The sequence below is a fragment of the Haloterrigena salifodinae genome, from assembly GCF_003977755.1.
In the GTDB taxonomy this organism is placed as follows: Archaea; Halobacteriota; Halobacteria; order Halobacteriales; family Natrialbaceae; genus Haloterrigena; species Haloterrigena salifodinae.
Genome location: NZ_RQWN01000001.1, coordinates 1495547 through 1519989, shown reverse-complemented (window position 1 = coordinate 1519989; position 24443 = coordinate 1495547). Strand labels below are relative to the sequence as shown.

Annotated in this window: 23 protein-coding genes and 1 pseudogene; 10 read left to right on the top strand and 14 right to left on the bottom strand. The window is 65.8% G+C overall.

The features are described 5' to 3' along the window. The first annotated feature begins 90 nt into the window (after positions 1-90). The 3 genes from truA to EH209_RS07555 all read left to right on the top strand — a co-directional run bounded on the left by truA (position 91) and on the right by EH209_RS07555 (position 1673). Positions 91-978 carry a tRNA pseudouridine(38-40) synthase TruA gene (gene truA / locus EH209_RS07565; protein WP_126662544.1) on the top strand — a complete coding sequence of 296 codons (888 nt, stop codon included), beginning with the start codon at positions 91-93 and terminating at the stop codon, positions 976-978. 54 nt (positions 979-1032) lie between these two features. Beyond that, positions 1033-1275: a hypothetical protein gene (locus tag EH209_RS07560; RefSeq protein ID WP_126662269.1), complete on the top strand. Its 243-nt coding sequence runs from the start codon at positions 1033-1035 to the stop codon at positions 1273-1275. Positions 1276-1358: 83 nt separating this feature from the next. Continuing rightward, positions 1359-1673 (top strand): NifU family protein, encoded by a 315-nt coding sequence (locus EH209_RS07555; protein WP_126662268.1) that lies wholly within the window; start codon positions 1359-1361, stop codon positions 1671-1673. Between the two features lie 33 nt (positions 1674-1706). Here the strand turns inward: EH209_RS07555 and EH209_RS07550 are convergent, their stop codons facing one another. Continuing rightward, positions 1707-3182 (bottom strand): M28 family metallopeptidase, encoded by a 1476-nt coding sequence (locus EH209_RS07550; RefSeq protein WP_126662267.1) that lies wholly within the window; start codon positions 3180-3182, stop codon positions 1707-1709. A 72-nt stretch (positions 3183-3254) separates the two neighbouring features. Further along, the gene (locus EH209_RS07545) at positions 3255-4370 is read right to left on the bottom strand and encodes an oxidoreductase (RefSeq protein ID WP_126662266.1); all 1116 of its coding nucleotides are present in this window, start codon (positions 4368-4370) and stop codon (positions 3255-3257) included. 163 nt (positions 4371-4533) lie between these two features. Here EH209_RS07545 and pepF point away from each other — a divergent pair, with 163 nt between their 5' ends. The 6 genes from pepF to EH209_RS07515 all read left to right on the top strand — a co-directional run bounded on the left by pepF (position 4534) and on the right by EH209_RS07515 (position 11832). Then, positions 4534-6345: an oligoendopeptidase F gene (gene pepF / locus EH209_RS07540; RefSeq protein ID WP_126662265.1), complete on the top strand. Its 1812-nt coding sequence runs from the start codon at positions 4534-4536 to the stop codon at positions 6343-6345. 194 nt (positions 6346-6539) lie between these two features. Then, positions 6540-7334 (top strand): ABC transporter ATP-binding protein, encoded by a 795-nt coding sequence (locus EH209_RS07535; RefSeq protein WP_126662264.1) that lies wholly within the window; start codon positions 6540-6542, stop codon positions 7332-7334. Next, positions 7327-9090, top strand: coding sequence for a hypothetical protein (locus tag EH209_RS07530; RefSeq protein ID WP_126662263.1), 1764 nt, complete (start codon positions 7327-7329; stop codon positions 9088-9090). Before EH209_RS07535 ends, EH209_RS07530 begins: the two co-directional genes overlap by 8 nt. 232 nt (positions 9091-9322) lie before the next feature. Then, positions 9323-10555, top strand: a complete 1233-nt coding sequence (gene pan2 / locus EH209_RS07525; RefSeq protein WP_126662262.1) for a proteasome-activating nucleotidase Pan2 — start codon at positions 9323-9325, stop codon at positions 10553-10555. 330 nt (positions 10556-10885) lie between these two features. Continuing rightward, positions 10886-11362: a pyruvoyl-dependent arginine decarboxylase gene (locus tag EH209_RS07520; protein WP_126662261.1), complete on the top strand. Its 477-nt coding sequence runs from the start codon at positions 10886-10888 to the stop codon at positions 11360-11362. 71 nt (positions 11363-11433) lie between these two features. After that, the gene (locus EH209_RS07515; protein WP_126662260.1) at positions 11434-11832 is read left to right on the top strand and encodes a DUF5811 family protein; all 399 of its coding nucleotides are present in this window, start codon (positions 11434-11436) and stop codon (positions 11830-11832) included. A gap of 148 nt (positions 11833-11980) precedes the next feature. Here EH209_RS07515 and EH209_RS07510 read toward each other — a convergent pair whose 3' ends face one another. The 12 genes and pseudogenes from EH209_RS07510 to ahaH form a co-directional block, all read right to left on the bottom strand. Further along, positions 11981-12376, bottom strand: a complete 396-nt coding sequence (locus tag EH209_RS07510) for a DUF6276 family protein (RefSeq protein ID WP_126662259.1) — start codon at positions 12374-12376, stop codon at positions 11981-11983. Between the two features lie 30 nt (positions 12377-12406). Further along, positions 12407-13153 carry a V-type ATP synthase subunit D gene (locus EH209_RS07505; RefSeq protein ID WP_126662258.1) on the bottom strand — a complete coding sequence of 249 codons (747 nt, stop codon included), beginning with the start codon at positions 13151-13153 and terminating at the stop codon, positions 12407-12409. Between the two features lie 133 nt (positions 13154-13286). Then, a pseudogene (locus tag EH209_RS07500) lies at positions 13287-13412 on the bottom strand (zinc ribbon domain-containing protein); the annotation flags it as partial. Between the two features lie 333 nt (positions 13413-13745). Continuing rightward, positions 13746-15359 (bottom strand): long-chain-fatty-acid--CoA ligase, encoded by a 1614-nt coding sequence (locus EH209_RS07495; RefSeq protein ID WP_126662257.1) that lies wholly within the window; start codon positions 15357-15359, stop codon positions 13746-13748. Positions 15360-15613: 254 nt separating this feature from the next. Continuing rightward, complete coding sequence (locus EH209_RS07490; protein ID WP_126662256.1) at positions 15614-17029, bottom strand: ATP synthase subunit B; 1416 nt, start codon at positions 17027-17029, stop codon at positions 15614-15616. Positions 17030-17031: 2 nt separating this feature from the next. Next, a complete protein-coding gene (locus tag EH209_RS07485; RefSeq protein WP_126662255.1) occupies positions 17032-18795 on the bottom strand; it encodes an ATP synthase subunit A in 1764 nt (587 codons plus the stop codon). A gap of 3 nt (positions 18796-18798) precedes the next feature. Then, the gene (locus tag EH209_RS07480; RefSeq protein ID WP_126662254.1) at positions 18799-19131 is read right to left on the bottom strand and encodes a V-type ATP synthase subunit F; all 333 of its coding nucleotides are present in this window, start codon (positions 19129-19131) and stop codon (positions 18799-18801) included. After that, a complete protein-coding gene (locus tag EH209_RS07475; RefSeq protein ID WP_126662253.1) occupies positions 19128-20195 on the bottom strand; it encodes a V-type ATP synthase subunit C in 1068 nt (355 codons plus the stop codon). Before EH209_RS07475 ends, EH209_RS07480 begins: the two co-directional genes overlap by 4 nt. After that, positions 20192-20773 (bottom strand): V-type ATP synthase subunit E, encoded by a 582-nt coding sequence (locus EH209_RS07470; protein ID WP_126662252.1) that lies wholly within the window; start codon positions 20771-20773, stop codon positions 20192-20194. Before EH209_RS07470 ends, EH209_RS07475 begins: the two co-directional genes overlap by 4 nt. Before the next feature lie 22 nt (positions 20774-20795). Next, entirely contained in the window at positions 20796-21065 is a 270-nt protein-coding gene (locus EH209_RS07465) for a hypothetical protein (protein ID WP_008893755.1), read from the bottom strand. 2 nt (positions 21066-21067) lie between these two features. Continuing rightward, positions 21068-23317, bottom strand: coding sequence for a V-type ATP synthase subunit I (locus tag EH209_RS07460; RefSeq protein ID WP_126662251.1), 2250 nt, complete (start codon positions 23315-23317; stop codon positions 21068-21070). Further along, positions 23304-23636, bottom strand: coding sequence for an ATP synthase archaeal subunit H (ahaH, locus tag EH209_RS07455; protein ID WP_008893757.1), 333 nt, complete (start codon positions 23634-23636; stop codon positions 23304-23306). Before ahaH ends, EH209_RS07460 begins: the two co-directional genes overlap by 14 nt. Positions 23637-23793: 157 nt before the next feature. Between ahaH and EH209_RS07450 the strand changes: the two genes are divergently transcribed. Next, positions 23794-24417 carry a methyltransferase domain-containing protein gene (locus EH209_RS07450; RefSeq protein ID WP_126662250.1) on the top strand — a complete coding sequence of 208 codons (624 nt, stop codon included), beginning with the start codon at positions 23794-23796 and terminating at the stop codon, positions 24415-24417. The last annotated feature ends 26 nt before the right edge of the window (positions 24418-24443 follow it).

Here is a 24443-nt window from a genome sequence, read left to right as displayed (position 1 = left end):
CGACCGCGTCAATTATCGGGAGGACTCTGTATCACGCGGATTCGGCGCGGGTCGATGACCCTAACACGTTGGCCGCCCACCCTCGAGTCGATGCCGACCCGCGCGTTCCGGATCGCCTACGACGGCACCGGCTACTACGGTTTCCAGCGCCAGCCCGACGTCCCAACCGTCGAGGACGAGATCTTCGACGCCCTGCGCGATCTCGAGGTGCTCGCCCCGAACGCCGACAGACCCGACGGCTACGCCGCCGCGGGGCGGACCGACGCCGGCGTCTCCGCGCTCGCTCAGACGGTCGCCCTCGAGGCGCCCGACTGGCTGACGCCGCGGGCCATGAACGGCGAACTCCCCGCCGATATCCGCGCGTGGGCCGCCGCCGACGCGCCCCCGGCGTTCCACGCGACCCACCACGCCGAGCGCCGCGAGTACACGTATCACCTGTACGCGCCGCCGGCAGACTCGCGTCGACGCGACCGATCCGCGTCAGCGAGCGATCGCGCCGACGATCGAGGCGACCCCGGACGAAACGCCGTCGACGATGACCGCTTTCGGACCGCCTGCGAGGCCCTCTCCGGCAGCCACGACTTCCACAACCTCACGCCGGACGACCGCAACACCGAGCGCTCGCCGACCCTCGAGGCGACCCGCGACGGCGACTTTCTCGTTTTGACCGTCACCGCCGGCGGCTTCGCCCGCGAACTCGTCCGCCGACTGGTCTCGCTCGCCCGCGCGGTCGGGACCGGCGACGCGCCCCTCGAGAAGATCGACCGCGCGTTCGACCCCGAACCCCTGCCCGGCCACGAGGGAGTCGCGCCGGCGGCGCCGGAGCCGCTTGTCCTGACCGCCGTCGACTATCCCAACCTCTCCTTCGAAATCGACGAGACGGCGGCCGCGAGCGCCCGCGAGATCTTCCGCGAACGCCGAACTGAGCGACGGACGAGGGCTCGAGTCGCGGGCCAGATCGCGGACGGCGTCCGGTGAGCGGACCGGCCGGCGGACAGACGCTTTTTACGGTCGGGACCGACAGTCAGCCGTATGGAACTGTCTCCCGACGAGTACGGCGCCTACTGGCGGGGCTCGATCCGCGTCGCGGCGGGCGTCTGTATCGTCGTCTTCGGCATGCAACTCGTCTCGCCGCTGCTGTCGGGGCCGACCGCCGGCGCGGTCGGGCTCGCGGTCTTCCTGCTGGCCGCGCTGATTCTCGCGGGCTCGTTCGTCGCGATGCTCGGCGTCGCCCGCGTCGTTCGGACCGCCGTCGACGCCGAGATGCGCGGGTGAGAGTCGGTCGACTCGGCTCCCGTTCCCCGAGGCCGAACCGATCGGTGAACAGAGATAAACCCGTCCGGATCCTCGGCTCCGGTATGAGCGAGTCCGCCCAGTCCCCGGAAGACGAGGTTCGCGAAGCCGTCTCGCTGTTCCTCCAGCGCAACTTCCCCCAGATTCAGGCCCACGGCGGCGACTCGTCGATCACCGCCGTCGACCTCGAGGACGGCCACGTCGAGATCAACCTGACCGGCGCCTGTAGCGGCTGCGGCGTCAGTCCGATGACGACCCAGGCGATCCAGCGTCGCCTCCCCGGCGAGATCGACGAAATCGATTACGTCTCGGTGACGACCGGCTTCGACGGGCTCTCGGAGGGAACTTCCCGAGATATCTCGGACGACGTGCCGTTCTGATCCTCGCGGTTCCGCCTCGAGGCACCGTTTCGGTCAGTCCCACGCGTCGGGCCAGATATCGGCGGCGCGCATCCCCGGCTCGTACTCCTGTTCTCGCAGTCGCTCCTGCAGATCCGCGGTGTCGACTCGGGATACCTCGGTACGCGTGAGTTCTCGCACCAGTAGCGCGGTCAACATGGCGTGTTCGCGCAGATTCCGGCGGTCCACTTTGTCGCGCGTGTCGGCCGTCGTGTGCGTCCAGCCGCGGCCGCGCTCGCTGCCCTCCGGGGGTTCGCTGTGAAGTTGCAGCGCCGGCACGCCCGCCCGCAGGAACGGCCAGTGGTCGCTGAACGGGTGTGGATCCGACTCGTCGACGACCGGCTGGCCGACGGCCGACGTCACGTCTTCGGCCAACTCCTCGAGGTCCGCTGAGCCATGGGAGAGCGCCCGCAGGTTACGAAACCGACCCGCGCCGTCGACGTTGACCACCGCGCGAACCGACTCGAGGTCGAGTTTCTTGGCCATCGCTTCGGCGCCCAGCAGGCCAATCTCCTCGCAGCCGACGCCCGCGATCCGGACCCGGCAGTCGAGGTCTTCCTCGAGGGCCGCAAGGATCGCCGTCGCGCCGGCGACGGTCGCGATCCCGCAGCCATTGTCGAGTGCGCCCTCTGTGATGTCGTGGGCGTCGTAGTGGGCGACGACGAGCACCTCGTCGTCCGTTTCCGCATCTCGCGGGCCGGGAGACGACTCCGTCGTCTCGCTCGAGGCGGTGAAACCGCCTCGCTGCCCGCTCGATTCGTCCGAGGCACCACGCGCCTCGCTACCCAGAACGCCGTGGACGTTCCGACTCGAGCCGTCCGTCGTCGTCGCGTCGACGCGGATCCGGGCTCGAGCGCCCCGTTCGGCATAGTCGGTCAACCAGTCGTGGGTTTCGGCGCTGACACCGACGCCGGGAGCGGCCGCCTCGACGTCGAACGTCAGCGCACCCGTCGGGGGCAGTTGTCCGGACACATGGTTGGCGAAGACGAAGGCCTTCGCGCCTGCGGCGACGGCGTGGCCGAACTTCTCCATCCGGTGGACGAACCGCTGATCCCGCGGCGTCGTGGTGCTGGCGACGGCGATCGCCCCCTGCAACTCGGCGTCCGCGATCTCATCGGGTGTGCCGTAGCCGACGTCGACCAGCGGGCCCTCGACGTCGCCGGCCGGCGAGTACGGGAGTGCGATCGCCTCGAAGGAACGATCGAGGGTTTTGCGGCGGTCCGGTTCGTTGTCTTTCCCGTGTTCTCCGCCGAGTACGGCGAACTCGGTCGAGCCCCGTTCCCAGTACTGCATCGGAAACTCCTGTACCCGCACGCCCTCGAGACCCGCGTCCGAGAGCGTCTCGCGGATGATCTCGGCCGCGCGGCGCTCGTTGGGCGAGCCGCCCATCCGGTGTGGCAGTTCGGTCAGCCGCGTCAGCAGCGTCCAGGCTCGGTCGTCGGTCCAGGCGCGACCGAGCGCGCGCTCGAGCGTCGGCTCGCTCTCGTTCATATCCGCCTTTCGTCGGTAAGCGAGAAAAGCCGCGGGGCTACACCTCATCGAGCGATCGTCTACCGCAGGCGTCTAGTCGTCCGCGTCCGCCGGTTCGGGCACCTCGGACTCGTCGATGGTGGCGTCCGGCTGGAGGATGCGCTGGAAGTCAAAGTCCGCGAGCGGACGGTCCTCGGCGATGCGCTGGGGCCAGTCGGGGTTGGCGAGTGCGCCCTTCGCGAGGGTGATCAGGTCGGCGCCCTCTGCGACGGTCGCCCGCGCCGCGTCCGGGTCCTCGAGCGCGCCGTTGGCGATCACCGGGGCGTCGCCGTATCGGTCGGCGAGTTCCGTGAGCGTCGGCCCGCTCTCGAAGGCGGGCGTCGTCACGTCCTCCTCGGTGACGTGGAGGTAGTCGGCGCCGGCGTCGGAAAGCGTCTCGAAGACGACCGCGGCGTCGTCCTCGCCGCCGGGCCAGCGGTAATCGGGATCGTTGACCTTGCTCTGGGAGATCCGAACGCCGACGACGAACTCGTCGGGCGTCGCGGTCTGGACCCCCTCGAGGACCTCCGCCGTCAGGCGGATTCGGTTCTCGACGTCGCCGCCGTACTCGTCGTCGCGCTCGTTGGTGTACGTCGTGAGGAACTGGTCAAGCAGGTAGCCGTTCGCGCCGTGGACTTCGACGCCGTCGAAGTTCGCCTCGACCGCGCGCTCGGCGGCCGCGACGAAGGTCTCGATCACGTCCTCGATGTCGTCCGCCGTCGCGGCGCGGGGCTCCGGAAACTCGCCGCTACCGCCGTACATCTCGAGTTGCTCTCCCTTCGGTCGGACCGCCGACGGTGCGAGCCGCTCGTCGGTGTAGCGGTTCCCCTGCGAGAGCGCGCCGGCGTGCATCAATTGGGCGAAGATCGGCGCGCCCTCGTCGTGAACGGCGTCGGTAACCCGCCGCCACGCCTCGACGTGGTCGTCGTTCGCGATTCCTGGTTGATCGTCGTACCCCTGACTGTACGCCTCGTCGGGATAGGTCCCTTCGGTGATGAGAAACGAGAAGCCGCCGCGGGCGAACTTCGCGTAGTAGCGCGCCATCTCGGTCGTCGCGCGGCCGTCCGCCGTCGCACTGGTTCGGGTCATCGGTGCCAGACCGACCCGATTCGGCAGCGTTTCGTCGCCGAGGTCGACGGAATCGAACAGAATATCGTTGGAAGTGCTCATCGAGTGTGGTTGACCGGCAGCGCGTAAAAGCGGCGGGCCGTCGTGTATTGGCCGCGAAATAGCGATCAAAAACCGATACGGACCGGCGGCGTCTCACCGGCGCTGCCGCGGTCGGTTTTCCCTCTCCGATACGCTTTACCACCTACGTTCCGAAACGCGTCCTATGAGTTCCGTTCCCGAACGCTCCGAGGTCGACGAGGAATACACTTGGGACCTCGAGAGCATCTACGCGACCGACGACGACTGGGAGGCCGCCTACGAGGGGGTCGCCGAGCGCGTCGACGAACTCGCGGCCTACGAGGGGCAGGTCACCGACGACGCCGAAACGCTCCGTGACGTCCTCGAGTTGCGCGACGAGATCATGCGCGAGGTATCGACCGTCGCCGCCTACGCCCGAATGCGCCGCGACGAGGACACGGCTAATCAGCAGTACCAGGCGCTGACGGCCCGGTCGCAGTCGCTGGCCGCCGACGCCCAGTCCGCGGCGTCGTTCATCGACCCTGAAATCCAGGAGCTGACCTGCGAGGAGTTCGACGCGATGGTCGACGAGGTATCCGTCCTCGAGACCTACGACCACTACGTCGACGACGTCCTCCGGATGAAGCCCCACACCCGCTCGGCGGAGGTCGAGGAACTGCTCGCCGACCTGAGCGAGGTAACCGGCGCCACGGGCGAGGTCTACAACATGCTCGCGAACGCGGACATGGAGTTCCCAACCGTCGAGGATCCCGACGGCGAGGCCGTCGAGATCACCCAGAGCAACTTCGTCAACCTGCTGAAACGGCCCGACCGCGAGTTCCGTCGAACGGTCCACGAGGAGTACTACGACGAGTGGTCGGCCATGCGAAACACCGTCGCCTCGGCCTACAAGAACAGCGTCAAGGCCGACGTCAAGACCGCGCAGGCGCGCAACTACGACACTGCCCGTGAGGCCGCCCTCAACGGCCCCAACGTCCCCGTCGACGTCTACGACACCCTCGTCGAGACGGTCCACGACAACATCGACAAACTCCACCGCCACGCCGAACTGAAGGAGCGGGCACTGGGCGTCGACGACCTGCAGATGTGGGACGTCTACATGCCCCTGACCGGCGACGAGGGCCCCGACCTCGAGTACGATCAGGCCACCGAGTACGTCGTCGAGTCGCTGGCGCCGCTGGGCGAGGAGTACCAGTCCCGCGTCGCCGAGGGACTGGAGTCGAACTGGGTCGACGTCTACGAGAACGAGGGCAAGCAAGCGGGCGCGTACTCGGGGGGCACCTACGACACCCAGCCCTTCATCCTGATGAACTATCAGGACGACATCTCCTCGATGTATACGCTGGCCCACGAACTCGGCCACTCGATGCACTCCGAACTCACCAAGGAAGAACAGCCCTTCGTCTACTCGAGCTACGAGATCTTCGTCGCCGAGGTCGCCAGCACGGTCAACGAGGCCCTGCTGACCAGCCACCTCCTCGAGACCGTCGACGACCCCGAGTTCAAGAAGCACGTCTTAAACGAGTTCTTGGAACGCGTGCGTTCGACGCTCTACCGTCAGACGCTGTTCGCGGAGTTCGAACACGAGACCCACCGCCTCGAGGAGGAGGGCGAACCGCTGACGGCCGACCGACTGGACGAACTCTACCGCGGGCTGAAAGAGGACTACTACGAGCCCGCAGTCGTCGACGACCGCATCGCCCGCGAGTGGATGCGCATCCCCCACTTCTACCGCGCGTTCTACGTCTATCAGTACGCGACCGGCATCTCCGCGGCGCTGGCCATCGTCGACAACGTGCTCCCCGACGGCGCCGGCGGCGACCGGAACGCCGACGCCGCCGCAGACTACCTCGAGTTCCTCCGACGGGGCTCCCGGGAGTACCCGCTCGAACTCCTGCGGATCGCCGGCGTCGACATGAGCAGTTCGGGACCGATCGACCGCGCCCTCGAGACCTACGGGCAGCGACTCGAGGAGATGGAAGCGCTGATGAAGTAGGTCGAGTCGGCCGGCGACTCGAGCGGTCGGTCCGCGCTCTCACGCTTTCGCTTCCGTCCGTCTCACTTTTCGCACTCCGCCTCTCGCGCTGTCTTATCCGATACCCCCGACGGCTTCACTATCTGGACAGACATGAAAGCACTACAATCAAACCACAAACACTACTTGTATTGACATATATAGTGACGTAACGAATGGTAGCGATCGAGACGACGGGACTGACGAAACGGTACGGAGCGACGGTCGCCGTCGACAACATCGAGCTCTCGATTCCCGAGGGATCCGTCTACGGCTTTCTCGGCCCGAACGGCGCGGGGAAGACGACGACGATGCGGCTGCTGACCAGTCTCACCCGGCCGACGGAGGGGAGCGGCGCCGTCGCCGGCGTTCCGATCACGGACCGGACTGCGCTCCGACCGCGCGTCGGCTACCTCCCGGAGACACCGCCGCTGTACGAGCAGGCGACCGGCTTCGAGCAACTCGAGTACGTCGCTGGGCTGCGCGACCTCTCGTCGGCGGACACCCGGGAGCGAATCGAGTCGCTGCTCGCGGACCTCGACTTGCTGGCCGACGCCGATGCGCTCATCGACGACTACTCGACGGGGATGCGCCAGAAGGTCGCCTTCGTGCAGGCCGTGCTCCACGACCCCGACGTCGTCTTCCTCGACGAACCGACGTCCGGGCTGGATCCGCGAGCGGCCAAGACGATCCGGGAGCGAATTCGCGGCCTCGCGGACGGAGGCACGACCGTCTTTCTCTCGACGCACATCCTGCCGGTCGTCGAAGAGGTCGCCGACGCGGTCGGTATCCTCTCGGACGGACAACTGGTCGCCGAGGGCGCGCCCGACGCGCTCGTCCGACGGGCCGAAGCCGGTGACGACGGCACGCTCGAGGACGTCTTCTTCGAACTGACCGACGCCGATCCTCTCGGCTCCGCTCGTGACGAAGACCGCGGTGAGACGGACCGTGTGGAGGCGACCCGTGACTGACTCGAGTTGGGCCCGGACGAGCCTCCGTATCGGCGTTCTCGAGTTTCGGCGGTCGGTCCGCGCGCTCCGCCGGAATCCGCTTCAGGCCGCCATGATCGGCTTCGGCGCGCTCGTCCCGACGCTGATCGGCGGCTTGGTCGCGGTCGTGTTTGCCGAGCAACTCGGGGACCTCGAGACGTTTCCGGCGCCCGGTCACGCCCGGGGACTGATCGCGCTCTTCTGGCTGTTCGGGGTGTTTCTCGTCGGTCAGCGCGTCGTCTCCGCACGCACGCGAATCGAGGCCGAACCGTTCGTCCTGACGAGCGTCTCGGCGCGAACGGCCGCGATCGGGCTGGTCGTCGCGGAGACGTTCCGGCTACTCGCGTATCTCGGACCGCCGGCGATACTCCTAACCGGAATCTGCATCATCCTGTTCGGCTCGCCGGCAGCCCTCGTTCTCGTGCCGCTGGCGGCGTTGCTTTTCGCGGCGACCGTGGCCGTCACGGGATCGGCCGCCGGCTATGCGGTGGCCCTGCTCGTGGCGACGTCGCCGTTCGTCGCCCGCCACCGGACCATCCTCGGAACGGTCGCGTCGCTGCTCGGAATGGGTTGTTACTTCGTTTTCATGGGGATCGGTCCGATCACCTTCGACCGGTCGTCGCTCGCGTGGCTGCCGATCGGGTGGTTCGCCGACCTCGCGCTGGCCGGCTCCGGACTGATATCGGCACCGCTGCGGTCGATCGGCTCCCTCTGTAGTAGCGCGGCGGTGCTGTCCGTCGGCGGACTCGCTGTCGACCGACTGACGGCGACGCTGTGGTTTATCGACCCGGTGGACGTCGTCGCGGACGAGTCGGACCGGAACGGGGACGGCGCGGCGGAACCGATCGCTCGTCGCGACGCGCTCGCGGCCGCCGCGGCGCCGCTGCCGGTGCCCCGACTGCTATCGACGCCGACGCGACGCGTTGCAGAGTGGGCGCTCCTTCGAACGCGACGCGATCCCAACCGGCTGACGTTCCTCATGATCCCGCTGTTCTCTATCGGCGGCGCAGTCGGCAATATGGCCGTTCAGTCCGGCTCGATCGAGACGGTGGCCGCGCCGCTGTGTGCCGTTGCGCTCCCGTGGGCCGTCGGTTCCCTGTTCGCGATGAATCCCTTCGGCGACGAGGGCGCGGTGCTCCCGGTAACGCTGACGGCCGTCCCGGGCCGTCAGTACGTTCGCGGCCTTCTGGTGCCGGGCCTGCTGATCGGCCTCCCGCTCGTCCCCCTCGCGACCGGGCTCGCGACGCTCGTCTCGCCGTACGCGCTGCTCGAGCGCGTCGGCCTGATCGCGCTAAGCGGTTTCTTGACCTGCGTCGCGGTCGCAATCACGCCGCTGATCGGGATGGCGTTCCCACGGTTCAGCGCCATCTCCGTCGGGCGGAGCCGTGACGTGATCCCACCGCGGATGACCGCCGTGACTCTCCACGCCGCGCTGACGGTCGTCCCCGGAACCGTTCTCGCGGGACTCGTCCTCGCCCCGGAACTGACGCGCTCGGCGCTGGCCGGCCTCTTCGGAAGCCTCCCGGCGGTCCTGTTGGAACTGCTCGCGGCCGTGACCGTCGACGTCGTCGCGGTGCCCGCCGACTGGTTCACCGCGCTCGGCGACGGAATCGGAAGCCTGGACCTCGCGGTCCTGCGATTCGGCGGTAGCGGTCTCGTTCTCTTCGGCGGCCTCCTCGTCGCGGCGCTCTCGTACCGCCGCGCGATCGGCCGTTTCGAGCGGTACACGATGGCCTGATGGAATTCGGACACCACCTTAGGTGCCGATTCGCACGGTCGCTCGAGCGGATCGAATTCGAACCGTCCGGTTCGAGTCGACTCGAGACGCCCGCTCGAGTCGTCCTCGTCGCCCCTGCAGTTCGCTCTGAGTCCCCGTATATCGCGGGGTTAAGCCATCGTTCGTGGGGTTCGAAAACCATCCGGGACCCAAAGGCACATTTATCGTCGGGGACTTACGAGCGTACGTCAGGATGTCTCGAAGCCCGTCTATCCCCGACCGACCTCACCGCGATATCGATCCGGATCTCCCCGACGACGAGCGGCTCGAGGCGCTCCGCGATCACTACCAGGATCTCGTGGACGTCAACGACCAGCTTTCCGAACAGCTGGACGACGCCGACGAACGCCGGGAGCAACTCCGCGAGCGCGTCGACCGCATCGAGCGCGAAAACGAGACGCTCAAGAGTTCCTCGCTGTACATCGCCACCGTCGAGGACGTCCTCGAGAACGAGGAGGTCATCGTCAAACAGCACGGCAACAACCAGGAGGTGCTGACCGACGTCTCGCCGCGGATCGTCGAGCAAATCGAGCCCGGCGACCGCGTCGCCGTCAACGACTCCTTCGCGATTCAGACGGTGTTAAACGCCGAGACCGACGCGCGGGCTCAGTCGATGGAGATCACCGAGCGGCCCGAAGTCACCTACGCCGAGATCGGCGGGATCGACGAGCAGGTTCGGGAAGTCCGCGAGGCCGTCGAGCAGCCGCTGGCCGAGCCCGAACTGTTCGACGAGGTCGGGATCGAACCGCCCAGCGGCGTCCTGCTGTACGGCCCGCCGGGGACGGGCAAGACGATGCTCGCCAAAGCGGTCGCCAACGAAACCGACGCCACCTTCATCAAGATGGCCGGCTCCGAACTCGTTCGCAAGTTCATCGGCGAAGGCTCGCGGCTCGTCCGCGATCTCTTCGAGATGGCTCGCGAGCGCGAACCCGCCATCATCTTCATCGACGAGATCGACGCCATCGCGACCCGCCGCTCCGAGTCCAAGACCTCCGGGGACGCCGAGGTCCAGCGGACGATGATGCAACTCCTCTCGGAGATGGACGGCTTCGAGGCCCGCGGCGAGATCCGTATCATCGCCGCCACCAACCGCTTCGACATGCTCGACCGCGCGATCCTCCGGCCCGGCCGGTTCGACCGCCTCATCGAGGTGCCCAAACCCGACCGCGACGGCCGCGAGCAGATCCTCGAGATCCACACCCGCGGCATGAACGTTGCCGACGACGTCGACTTCGCCGCCCTCGCGGACGACACCGAGGGCTACTCCGGCGCCGAAATCGAGAGCCTCTCCACCGAGGCCGGCATGTTCGCCATCCGCAACGACCGCAACGAGGTCACCCACCAGGACTTCGTGGAGGCCCTCGAGAAGATCGAGGAAGACGACTCGAGCGACGTGATTTCGTCGCCCGGCTACTTCTACCAGTAACGAACTTTTCCTCTGTGGGTGCGCCGAAGGCGCACCCTCGGGAAAACTTCGATAAAAAGCACTCCGCCTTCCGTTCCGCTCACTCGACTCGCGGCTTGCGCCGCTCGTCTATACGCGGCGCGCAGCGCCGCGCTCTCGTTCGCTCCACATCAGTCGTCGGCCCGCTCGCTCGTTTCACTCGCTCGCGATGAATAACAGTGTGACAGCCTGCTCTCCCCGGCTCATGGAGCCCTCACTTTTTCGGGCTCCATTCACGGTCACTGAATGGGTATCTCTCTCGAGCCACCGTCGGATCGCAACGCCTTACGCTGCTCGTCCCTGAAGTCGGGTATGAGCACGATTCGAGTCGTCTGGGGGTCCGCGTCGGCCCCGACGGCGATGGCCTCCTACGACGCCGCGCTCGCCGAGGCCGGCGTCGAGAACTACAATCTGGTTTCAGTCTCCTCGGTGATTCCGGCCGACGTCGACGTCGAGGCCGTCGGGACGGCGCCCGACCTCGGCCCCGTTGGCGACCGACTAACCGTCGTCGAGGCGCGGGCCACTACCGCGGGGCCGGGACAGGTCAGCGCGGCGCTGGCGTGGGCCCAATCGGCCGAGGGACCGGGGCTGTTCTACGAGACGGCCGGCGAGACGGATCGGGACGACGTCGAACGTCGGGTTCGCGAGGGACTCCATGCCGGTCAGGAGCTTCGGGACTGGCAGTTCGCCGATCCGCAGGTAGCCGTCGAGTCCGAGCAGGCTGAACCGGGCGAACACACGACCGCCGTCGTCCTCGCAGTGTACGGCGAGAGCGAGCCGATCTGTTGACGCGTTGTCGGAATTTCCCGAAAGCGAATCCTTTTGACGCGTCGGTGCGTTGCTACCAGTACACACTTCTCATGAACGGAAATACGCCGTACGCCGGGCTGCCGGGAGAAACGGGTGCTGGTCAGCGTGCCGCGGCGGACGTTCCGGACCTCTCGCGGACGCAGAAACGCTCTCTCCACCGCGACGTCTCCCGAATTGCCGCCCGAACCCGCGAGTTCCTCCCCGACGAATACGTCGTCGACTCCGAGGTTTCCCAGAGCATGACCGGCCCGCAGGTCACCGTCGCCGTCCGCCCGCCAATCGGGCACGCCGTCAGCGCCGGCTTCACGCCCGACTTAGAGGAGGTTGCGGCCGGCGACGCGGTGATCACCGCCGACGAACGCGACGAAGTGGCCCGCGGACTGGCGGCCAGCGCCGCCCTGCAGGTCAAACAGGCGATCAACGACAGCGTGACGCCGACTGCGAAGTAACGCCGAACGTCGTCGCCGTTTTCGACCGAACGAAGACCGAGAGTCGCTACCCTCACGATCGACGGCGCTGATCGAGTCGAACTGACGTTTCTTCCGCAACTCGGACTATCCAGCATCTCTAGAATTACCGCCGCCACGGTCGCGGCGATCAGTACAACAGTTGCTCGAGTTGGTGTCGTCGTCGCTCGAGATCGATCGTCGGTTCGACGTCGGGATCGTCGACCAGTCGGTCGAGTACGAGCAGTGGGTCGGTCCCCGCGCGCTCGACGGCTTCGAGGAGGTCCTCGATCGCGGCCCGGTTCGTCGCCAGCGACGAACACAGGTCCACGGCGAGGGCGAACGGGACCGCGGCGTCGGGGGCGGTCGGGTACGCGTCGCTCACGCGGGTAAAATCCGGTTCCTCGAGCGGGCTGCCGCCTTCGGGATCGACGGTCAAACAGCGGGTACAGAGCGTCCCGGTCGGCGACTCTCCCGGCGCGTACTCGCGGTACTCCTCGGGGATCGAAAAGACGATCGTCGGTGAGCTACATGCCGTACAGGCCATGGTCGTAGCAGGTGCGTGGGCCGCGTGCGATCAGTCGCCGCCCGGAACGCCGCCCGCGGTCGACTGCTCCATGTCGGGTTCGGCCGTGCTCGCGTCCTCCTCGTCGGGCGCGATCTCGTCCGCTTCTTCGGCTTCGCGCTCTTCCTTCTCGGCCTGTTCTTTCTTCTCCTTGATCTTCTTCAGTCGGAACGTCTCCTCGCGTTCCTGCTCCTCGAGTTTCTGCTCGATGTACTCCTGGCCCTCGTAGAGGTCAGGCAGGAGTTTGAACTCCAATGCGTTGACGCGGCGCTTGGTGGTCTCGATCTCCCGGAGCATCTTCTTCATCGCCGTCTCGACCTCGGCGGCGAGGATGATGCTCTCGAGGAGGTCCTCGTAGGCCTCGGCGGCCTCGTCGATGCGGGCAGAGGTCCCCATGATCCCGTAGCCGCGCTGATCGAGGCTCTTCGAGACGCGGGAGGACTCGATCTGGGGCACGACCACACCCATGATGTTCTTCGATTCGGTGGTGATCTCGGGGTGTTCCTGGAGTGCGGCGGCGGCCCCGCGGACGGCGACGTCGCCCTCCATGGCTCGGGCCATGTTGATCTTCTTCTGAGCGTCCTGGTAGTCCTGTGCGAGGTCCCCGCGGACGTCCTGGGCCTTGTCCAGGATGTCCATGAACTCCATGATCAGCCCGTCCCGTTTCTTCTCGAGCGTCCCGTGTCCCCGTTCGGAGAGTTCGATCCGATCCTCGATCTCCATCAGGTTCTTGCGGGTGGGCTTGACGTCCTTGGCCATCTTGTGGAGGGTTTGCGCCCCCAGTCGGATAACTGTTTACAGTTTTGGCGGGTATCGGCCGACGGAAGGACCCTGCAGTGTGCGTGGGCCGTTCACGACCGAGCGACGAACCGACTCGGCTCGGCACCCGACGCTACCCGAGGAAGAGATCGACCATGTTCCCCGACGATTGGCCGCGATAGAGCTCCGAGTAGCCGCAGTTCGTACAACTTACGACCATGAACTGTCGATTCTGGATGTCGAAGAGCTTTGACAGCCCGTCCCGCTGGCGCTCTGGGTTGCGATGGAGAACGAGACGTCGGATCCAACCGTCGTCGACCGCGCGGAAGCCGAACGGATCGCGAAGGAACGCGGCGGCCGGAGTCGGCCCGAACGGACTCGAGCGCCGATTCTCCTGCGAGCGCAGACACGACTACCGACGAGCGCGAGGAGAAATCCGACCGGCGGCCACGGACCGACGATCGATCCTCGACGGAACGAGACGGACGGTGGGGAGTCCACTCGGACGAGCCGGACCGCGACGATCGCTGGCGATAGGTCGTTCCGGGACTATTCGGGCGGCCTCGAACGAATAGAGCGTAACCGAACCGGATTAGCCTTGCCCGACCATCCGATCTTCGTCCTCCCACTCCCGCTGGCGGAGTTCGTACTTCTGGATCTTGCCGGTCGCCGTCGTCGGCAGTTCCTCGACGAACTCGACCTCTCGGACGACCTTGTAGCCCGCGAGGTTGTCGCGCGTGTAGTCGACGAGTTCGTCCCGCGTCACGCTCGGATCGTCCGGATCGCCGTTGCCCGGCACGACGAACGCCTTCGGCGTCTCGCCCCACTCGTCGCTGGGGGCTGGGATGACGGCCACGTCCGACACTTCGGGGTGGTCGAACAGCGTGTCCTCGAGTTCGATGCTCGAGATGTTTTCACCCCCCGAGATGATGATGTCCTTCTTGCGATCCTGGATGGAGATCATCCCGTGTTCGTCGACGACGGCGAGGTCGCCGGTGTGGTAGTAGCCCTCGACGCGGTCGTTGAACGCTTCTTCGGTCTCTTCGGGCTTGTTCCAGTACTTCTCCATGACTTGGTTGCCGCGGACGACGATCTCGCCGATCGAGGCGTCGTCGCGGGTGACGTCGTTGCCGTCCTCGTCGACGACGCGGATCTCGGTGCCGAGATAGCCCAGCCCCTGGCGCTTCTTGATCGCGAAGCGGTCCGAATCGTCGTCGTCGAACGTGCGCCGCGCGTCGGAGGTGGTGATCAGCGGCCCCGTCTCGGTCGCGCCGTAGACGTGTTTCAGGTACCAGCCGAACTCGTCCTCGACGGTGCGGATAGTGGCCTCCGGCGGCGCCGAGCCGGCGGTCGCGATGCGAACATCGTTGGCCCCGGTCGTCTCGGGGTCGCGTTCCTCGTAGTGATCGATCAGCATGTTCAGCACCGTCGGCGCGCCGCACATGTAGGAGACGTCCTCGGTCTGGACGGCCTCGAAGATGTCCCCGGCGTCGACGCCGCGCGTGCAGACGTGTTTCGCGCCGATCCCCGTCACGGCGTAGATATGGCCCCAGCCGTTGACGTGGAACATCGGTAGCGTCCAGAGGTAGACGTCGTCGTCGCGCAGCTCCTGGTGGGCCGTGATCAGATAGGCGTGGAGCGTCTCCGAGCGGTGGGTCCGGCAGACTCCCTTCGGGTCACCCGTCGTCCCCGAGGTGTAGTTCATCGTGATGATCTCGTCCTCGCTCATCTCGGGGCGGTCGTACTCGGTGCCCGCGTCCTCGAGCACCGCGTCGAACTCCTCCCATTCGCCATTGACGCTATCGGCGTCGTTCGTGATGAACGTCTCCGTCGGCACCTCGTCGCGGATCGGCTCGATCTTGTCGGCGAAGTCGTAGTCGGCGTAGATGGCGTCGACCTCCGCGTCCTCGAGCATGTAGGAGAAGTCGTCGGGCGTCAGTCGGTAGTTCAGCGGCGTGTGCACCGCGCCGAGTTGCATGCTCCCGTAGGCCGCCTCGAGGTGGTAGTGCGTGTTCGGGTCCAAGACAGCGACGCGATCGCCCTTCTCGATGCCCCGCTCCTGAAGCGCCGCCGAAAACCGATCGGCCCGCTCGCCGAGTTCATCGTAGGTGTACCGTTCCCCCGTGGTCGCGACGACCGCCTCCTCGCCCCCGTAGTGTTTGCGCGCCCGATCGAGGAAGTCCGTCACGAGCAGTGGTTTGTGCATACACGACGTACGACATTAACGATGATTAAGTTCATTGCGGTTCGTTCCGAACTGTGGCTTCGATCGATACGTTCGGCTACGGCTTCGCTTCGGCTCGGGCGACGCTCGGCTTCGTCCCGAAGTAGTGGCCGACGCAGTGTCACACGCTCGAGTGAAGCGGCGAGCGCGACGTGTCGCCGCTCGTCCCGATCGACGGACCGACGGCTTGCGTCTCGAGTGCCCGAAAAATCGAAACTGCAACCGCGATCGCGAGTTCAGTCGGCCTGAACGGCTTCCGGCTCTTCTTCGCGGTAGTGCTCCTCGATGAGGTCCTCGCCGATACGGTTGAGTTCCTCCTTGGGGAGCATCGAGAGCAGGTCCCAGCCGAGCTCGAGCGTCTCGTCGATCGAGCGGTTGGTGTCATAGCCCTGCTGAACGAACTCCTCCTCGAAGCGGTCGGCGAAGTCGAGGTACTTGTTGTCGCGCTCGGAGAGCGCTTCGCGACCGACAATGTTGACGAGGTCGCGCAGGTCCTCACCTTCCGCGTAGGCGGCGTACATCTGGTCGGAGACGTCGCCGTGATCCTCGCGGGTCAGGCCCTCGCCGATTCCGTCGTCCATCAGCCGCGAGAGGCTGGGCAGGACGTTGACCGGCGGCTCGATCCCCTGGCTGTTGAGGTCCCGATCCATCATGATCTGGCCCTCGGTAATGTAGCCCGTCAGGTCCGGAATCGGGTGAGTCTCGTCGTCGCCGGGCATGGTCAGGATCGGAATCTGCGTGACCGAGCCCTCCTTGCCCTCGATACGACCGGCACGCTCGTAGAGCTGTGCCAGGTCGGTGTACATGTAGCCGGGGTAGCCACGGCGGCCCGGGACCTCCTCGCGTGCGGCGCCGATCTCACGGAGCGCCTCGCAGTAGTTGGTCATGTCCGTCAGGATGACCAGGACGTGATAGTCCTTCTCGAAGGCCAGGTACTCGGCCGTGGTCAGGGCGAGTCGCGGCGTGACCTGTCGCTCGACTGCGGGGTCGTCTGCGAGGTTCATGAAGACGACCGAGCGCTCGAGCGCGCCCGTGCGTTCGAAGTCGTCCATGAACTCGTTCGCCTCTTCGGCGGTGATCCCCATCGCGCCGAAGATGACGGCGAACTCGGAGTCCTCGTCGTCGTCGCCGCTCTCGTCTTCCTCCGGCACGGTCGCCTGGCGGGCGATCTGCAGTGCGAGGTCGTTGTGGGGCAGCCCCGACGCGGAGAAGATCGGCAGCTTCTGACCGCGAACCAGCGTGTTCATGCCGTCGATGGCGGAGACGCCGGTCTGGATGAACTCCTCGGGGTACTCCCGGGAGTAGGGATTGATCGCTTCGCCGACGATGTCGTGGCGGTCCTCGGGGACGATCTCCGGGCCGCCGTCGATCGGATTCCCGGAACCGTCCAGCACCCGTCCAAGCAGATCCTCGGTGACGGGCATCTTCATCGTCTCGCCCAGGAAGCGAACGGAGGCGTTACGGTCGATACCGCCAGTGCCTTCGAACACCTGGATCGAAACGAGTCCCTCGCTCGATTCCAGCACCTGTCCGCGCAGGGTCTCGCCCTGTGGCGTCTCGATCTCGACGATCTCGTCGTAACCGACCGGTTCGTCGACCTCGGCGAACACCAGCGGACCGCTGATTTCCGTGATTGTCTGGTACTCTTTCATTGTTAGTACAGTGCTCGCAGTTGTTCCTGGAGGTCGTTCTCGATCTCCTCGATGAACGATTCCCACTCCTCGGCGGTGCCCATCCGGTTGAGACGCGGGGCGGCGTCGACGTCGGTGATCTCCTCGACCGGGACGCCGGCCTCGAGCGCTTCGAAGGCCTCGTCGTTGAACGTCTTGATGGCCTCGAGCATCCGGTAGGTCTTCTCGGGTTCGCAGTAGGTGTCGACGTCGTGGAGCGCGTTCTGCTGGAGCCACGCCTCACGGAGGAAGCGGGCGACCTCGAGGGTCAGCTGCTGGTCCTCCGGCAGGGCGTCCTTCCCGACGAGCTGAACGATCTCCTGGAGCTCGTCTTCCTCGTCTAACACGTCGACCGCCCATTGGCGGATGTCCGACCAGTCGCCGGCGACGTTGCTCTCCCACCACGGGTCGAGCTGGTCCTTGTACAGCGAGTAGGACTCGTTCCAGTTGATCGACGGGAAGTGCCGACGTTCCGCGAGGTCGGCGTCGAGCGCCCAGAACGTCTTGACGATACGCAGCGTGTTCTGGGTGACCGGCTCGGAGAAGTCGCCGCCCGGCGGCGAGACTGCGCCGACGACCGAGATCGACCCTTCGCCGCCGTTCATCAGCTGGAACTTGCCGGCGCGCTCGTAGAACTCCGAGAGCGACGCGGCCAGGTACGCGGGGTACCCCTCTTCGCCGGGCATCTCCTCGAGTCGGGAGGAGATTTCGCGCATGGCCTCGGCCCACCGGGAGGTGGAGTCGGCCATCAGCGCGACGTCGTACCCCATGTCGCGGTAGTACTCCGCGATCGTGATCCCCGTGTAAATACAGGACTCGCGGGCCGCGACGGGCATGTTCGACGTGTTGGCGATGAGGCACGTCCGGGCCATCAGCGGGTTCCCGGTCTGCGGGTCCGGCAGTTCCGGGAAGTCTTCGATGACCTCGGTCATCTCGTTGCCGCGCTCGCCACAGCCGATGTAGACGACGATGTCCGCGTCGGACCACTTGGCGAGTTGCTGCTGGGTGACGGTCTTCCCAGAGCCAAAGGGTCCGGGAATCGCCGCCGTCCCGCCCTTTGCGAGCGGGAAGAGACCGTCCTGAACGCGCTGGCCCGTCACCAGCGGCTCGGTCGGTGTTTCCTTGTCACCGGCGGGGCGGGCCTCTCGGACCGGCCACTCCTGGTGCATCTGGATCTCCTCGCCGTTGTCGAGTTCGACGACGGTCTCCTCGACCGTGAACTCGCCGGCCTCGATGGCCGTGACCTCGCCGCCCTCGTAGTCCGGCGGGACCATGACCTTGTGGTCGATCGTGACGGTCTCCTCGACGACCCCGACGATTTCGCCGGGTTCGACCGTATCGCCTTCCTCGACTTCGGGGGTGAACTCCCACTTCTTCTCGAGGTCGATACCGGGCGCGTCGACCCCGCGGTCGAGGAACGCCGTCCCCATCTTCCCCTCGAGAACGTCGAGCGGGCGCTGGACGCCGTCGTAGATGGAGTCCAGCATACCGGGTCCGAGGTCGACGCTCAGGGGCTCGCCCGTGTTCTGGACGGGTTCGCCCGGGCCGACGCCGGAGGTTTCCTCGTAGACCTGAATGGTGGTCAGGTTTCCTTCGATCTCGATGACCTCGCCCATCAGTCCTTCGTCGCCGACGTAGACGACGTCGTTCATCCGGGCGTCGAGGTCCGTGGCGGTCACGACCGGACCGCTCACGCTTTCGATTACACCGTCTTCGTCGACGGATTCGATGTCTTCTGCCTGGCTCATAGTTTACTCTTGTTCGTCCTCGTCCATCAGGTCGATACCGATCGCGCGTTTGATCTGCTCGCGCAGTCCGCCGCCACCGGTTCCGCTCCCGATCGTGACGACGACCGGTTCGACGCTCGTCTCGACTTCCTGGCGCACGTTGCGCGACAGGTGTTCGAGGTCGTCGTCGTGCATGACGACGATGCCGACGCCCTCGTCCTCGAGGACCGCCGTCGCCGCCTCGTCCAGTCGGTCGTCCTTCTCGTCGTCCGGGACGTTCTCGAAGCGACGGACCCCCGCGAGGCGGAAGCCGGTCGTGAACTCCGGACTGCCGACGACTGCGATTTCCTGGCTCATAGGATCACCAGCTCCTCTTCGATCTCGGTTTCATCGAGGCCGACCTCTCGACCGCGCGCGATCGCACGGATGTTCTCGACCTCGCGCTCCTTCGCGAGGATGTACGAGAGCACGGCCGAAACGGAGGTCGGGTAGATGCTCGAGAGCGTATCGGCGTACTCGAGCAACGCAGCGTCTAGTGCGTGCTCGAACTGGATAAGGCTGTCAGCGTCTCGGAGCCGTTCCAGCGCCCCCGAGAGGCGGTCGCCGTAGCGTTTGTTCTCAGCGATGTGATCGACGAGCGCGTCGTAATCGCCGACGAGCCGACCCAGATCCGCCCGATCGAACAGGACACCGCCATCGATGTAGTAGGCCGCGGGGTCGAGGTCCGCTCCGCTGCGGGCCAGCCGCAGGGCGTTCCGGACGTTCCGGAAGTCGATTTCCGCCTGCAGGAACTCGACGTACTTCGCCTCCGGCCCCTCCTGGGGTTCGACGCCCGGGCCCCGCGAGATGTCCGCGAGCAGGTTCTCGTAGAACTCCCGGTCAAGGGCGTTTTCGAGCGGAACGAGCGCGCCGTGGTCCTCGAACTCCTCGTAGGCCACGGTCAGCGGCTCGTAGTAACTCGTGGCGCGCAAGAACTCGATCGCGTCCTCGATGGAGTCGGTCTCGAGGAGGCGCTCGATCGTTGCGTCCTCGAGTTCGCCGGCCCGGATCAGGTCCGTCCGGATCTCCTCGGCATCGGTGTCGGTGTAGATCCCGCGGAAGATCGTCTTCAGGTTCCAGACGTCGAACTTCCGAAGATACCGGGCGATGTGGTCGTAGAGGCGCCCCTCAGACCAGTCCAGCAGGTCCTGGAAGTGTTTCGCGAGGTTACGGTTCAGGGCGTACTCGATCAGGTCGACACCCGAGAACCGCGCACCGAGCGCGTTGATCTCACGCTCGTACTCCGTCTCTTCCATGAACCGCGCGATCTCGCTCGGCCCCATCCGGACCAGCTTCCGATAGTCTTCGTCCGCGAACAGCGACGCTCGTCGGGACCGCACGCGAGCGTTCACGTATTCCGGATTCGAGGCACCTGCGCTCATTGCTCGAAGAGTCGGTTACTGATCTCCCGGAGGTTGTCTTCCCAGACGTCCTCGAGCACCGAGTCGAACGTGTTGTTGACCCGAACTCGAGACTGGTCGCTCTCGACGACGACGCCGCCGAGGCAATCGTACTCGCCGGCGTACTCGTAGCCGTCGTAGTCGGCGAGGATCGACTCGATCAGCTCCTCGTCGTCGGCGCGGCCATAGACGTTGACGTCGTCGCCCTCGTCAAACTCGTCACTGGCGCCCTCGAGGAGCGCACGCATCAGCTCCTCGCGGGTGTCCCCGTCGAGGGCGGCGAGCTCGTCTTCGACCTCCTCGCGGACGTCGCCGAGCACGTCGCGGCGAGCCTCCAGGCGCTTTTGCTTCGCCTCCAGTTTCGCGCTGGAGAGACGCTGTTCGCGCAACTGCTCGACCTCGCGGTCGGCCTCCCGCTTGGCCTCGATGCGAATCTCCTCGGCGTCCTCTTCGGCGGCCGATTCGATCTCGTCAGCGCGCGCTTCGCCCTCAGCGCGGATATCCTCCGCACGCGCGTGGGCCTCTTCTCGAATGTCTTCTACGACTGTGTCCAAACTCATTGTGAAAGAAGGGTGAATGCGGTTACGCGCCGACGATGAAGACGACGACCAGCGCCAGGATCACGAGCGTCTCCGGGAGAACGGTCATGATCAGGCCCTGAACGAACAGGCTGTCGTCCTCGGCGAGCGCGCCGACGGCAGCCGCACCGATACCACGCTCTGCATAGCCGGACGCCAGTGCGGCGAGGCCGACTGCGAGTGCGGCCGCGCCCGCGTCGGTCAGGAACGGACTTTCTTCGACGGTCTGCTGAAGTGCGATACCAGCGTCAACTGCTGCGTTCTCAATTGCCATTGTTAGTAGTCCTCCGTGTGAGTTCGATCGTGTCCGAACGGTTCGTAGTTCTTCCCACCGCCTTCATAAAACTTGTTAAAGAATTCGACGTACTCGAGGCGCACAGCCTGTAAGCCGGCGCTCGTCACGCCAAGCGCTAGCACGACGATGTGTCCGACGACGAGAATGACGAGGCCGCCGACGAGCGCTGCGGTCCCCGAGTGCATGAGGCCGCTGAAGATAACTTCAGCACCCTCGCCGTAGTGTTCGGCGACGTAGCTCGGCTCGTGGTTCCGAAGGAAGTGGAACTCCCCCTCAGGGTTCTGGTACCCGCCGAAGAACAGCAGGTTGACCACGAACGCCATGCCGGCCTTCGCGAGCAACACTGCGCCCATTCGGGTGTACGAGAAGACGTTGACGACGACGTCGAGCGCCTCGATCGCCTCGACGGGTTCGCTGACGATCAGCAGGACGAACCCGATCAGGAAGACGAGAAACGGTGCCGTAAGCAGGAAGTCGGTGACTCCCAACGGAATCGTCACGAGCCCCCACTCCGGGAACCCGGTGAAGCCGATCGGGAACGGCCCGTCGCTCGCGAACGTCGTGAACAGGAAGTCCGGCTTCGACGATCGGGCCTGCTGCGAGAAGATCCAGATCCAGACGCCGTTGAGCATCAGGATCCACGTACCGCTGTGCAGGACGGCGTCTTTGACGCCGTGGCTGAGGTTCTCGTAGAAGTCCAGGATGTACCCGATGTTCAGGTGGACGATCCCGGCAAGCACGCTCACGACCATCCAGCCGAGTGCGAAGTCGGCGGCTGCCGGCTCGAGCCCCTTGTTCAGCGGAAGGAGCTCGGAGTGGAACATGTCGTGCCAGAGCACTTCTCCGAGCACGTGCAGTCCGAAGATCTCTCCGTAGATGATCCCGAACAGGACGGTGAACGCGCCGGCCCAGATGGCGACGCCGCCCAGGCTGGTGACGCCGTCGCTGTCGAACTGCGTGACCAAGTACGCGCCGATGGCCATGTACATGATCCCGTACCCGACGTCGCCGATCATGAAGCCGAAGAAGGCCGGGAACGTCAGGAACAGGAAGATGGTCGGATCGAGTTCGCTGTACTTCGGACGGTTGACCGCCTGGACCAGCACCTCGAACGGTTTCGCCGGCCCCGCGTTGTTCTGGACCGTCGGGGGCTCGTCGCCCATCGTGACCGCCGATCCGCCGTCGGTGACAGCCTTTTGCTGTTGCTCGTCCTCGTCGGTCGCGGCGGGGGACGCGTCGTCCTCGGCGCCGGCTTCGGCACCCTTCTGGATTTCTTCCGTGTGGGTGTGAGCGCCGTGTCGGTCGTAGTCCGCCCGCTCGAGTTCTTCGACCTCGACGCTGTCGCCGACTGCGTCGTTCAGGCCGGCGACGAGCCGGTCGTACTCCTCGGTCGGGAGCCATCCCTCCGCGACGAACGCGCGGTCGGTCGTCGCGAACTGCAGGGGTGCTTCCGCCTGCTGAACCTCGATGGTCAGTTGCTCCTCGACGCGCTGGAGGAACTCGCCGTGATTCGCCTCGACCTCCTCGAGTTCCGCGTCGATCTCTTCGAGTTCGTACTCGAGTTCTTGTTGTCGCTCCTCGAGCTCGTTAACGTACGCGCTCGGGCTCTGTTCGGTCTCGGGCACCGCGTGGCGCGAGAACTCGACCCCGACCAGCGCGTCCTCGAGGGCGCCCTCGTCGGCGTCCTCGGCGGGCGCGGCCACGATAGCCACAACGTCACCGCCGGTGAACGTCTCGAAGGCGCGGATGTCGTCCGACGCCGCGACGGCGTCTTCGATCGCGCCGACGTTCCCCTCGCCGACGACGACATCGACCGTCTCGTACCCGGACAGCAGGTCGAGATCGATGCCGAGTTCGGCGAACGGCTCGACGCGGTCGATTTTCTCCGTGACCGATCGCAGGTCGTCGTTGACCGCTCCGCGGCGGTCGTCGAGTTCGGTGACTCGCTCGCGGACCTCTTCGAGTCGCTGCTCCCAGTCGCCCTCGAGGGCTCTCGGGTCGACGTCCTCGTCGGACAGCTCTAGGGAGCTCTCGAGGGAGCGGACGGTCACCAGCTTCTCGGACGCCTCGTCGGCGCCCTCGATCGGGTTCCCGTTATTGAACCCCTCCCAGGAGCCGTCGTAGTCCGAGAGGTGGACCAGGTTCAGTCCGTGGATCGTCTCGATGACCGTGGGCATGATGCCCTTGGAGCCGGTCACCGAGACCTTGCTCATCTGTTTAGGTCTGAGCATGAATGTCCTCCTGGAACAGTTCGACGACGTGATCGGTCACTTCGTCGACCCGATCCCGGGCGAGCTCCGCGAGCGCCTCTCGCTCCTGCTCGCCCTCTTCGAGGATGCGTTCACACTCGGCGTCGATCTCCTCGCGCGCCTCTTCGAGGCGCTGCTCCTTGAGCTCGCGCGCCTCCTGTTCCGCTTCCGAGCGAATTTCCTCGGCTCGTTCCCGGGCCTCGGCGATTCGCTCGTCGCGGTCGTTCTCTGCCAATGCGACGATCTCGTCGGCCTCTTCCTCCGCCGACTGTATTCGTTCGAGAACCTCTGGCCTCGGCATACTCTAAGCGCTTGAAAGTTTGCGAGAGCGCGTATATGGTAGTTGCGAAAGTGCGCCAGCCCCGCTTTGGATCGATCGGCCGGAATCTATCGGTTACTCGACGGCGGTGACCGGCCGAACAGTAGACATATCCCGGTCGGTGCGAAAGCAGCCATTAATGGGAATCCTCGAGAACAAGGCCCGGGCGCGACTGTTTTACAAGTACCTCTCGAAGGTCTACGACCAGGTCAACCCCTTCATCTGGAACGAGGAGATGCGGACCGAGGCGCTCGACCTGCTGGACCTCGAGTCCGAGATGACGGTGTTGGACGTCGGCTGTGGCACCGGCTTCGCGACCGAGGGACTGCTCGAGCGCGTCGACGAAGTGTACGCGCTCGACCAGAGCGAACACCAACTCGAGCAGGCCTACACGAGGTTCGGGAAACGCGCTCCGCCGGTCCACTTCCACCGTGGGGACGCCGAACGCCTCCCCTTCGCCACTGATACGTTTGACGTCGTCTGGTCGTCGGGCTCGATCGAGTACTGGCCGAACCCCATCCTCGCGTTGCGGGAGTTCCGCCGCGTGCTGAAACCCGGCGGGCAAGTGCTCGTCGTCGGTCCGAACTATCCCGATGCGGTCCTCGCTCAGAAACTCGCCGACTCGATCATGCTCTTCTACGATGAATACGAGGCCGACCGCATGTTCAAGCGGGCCGGCTTCGAAGACGTCAAGCACGCCTTCATGGGGCCGTCCTACGACCCCGAGGTCGCGATTACGACGATCGGTCGCGCGCCCGAGTAAGAAGGCTTGCCCTTGCGTTACACGAC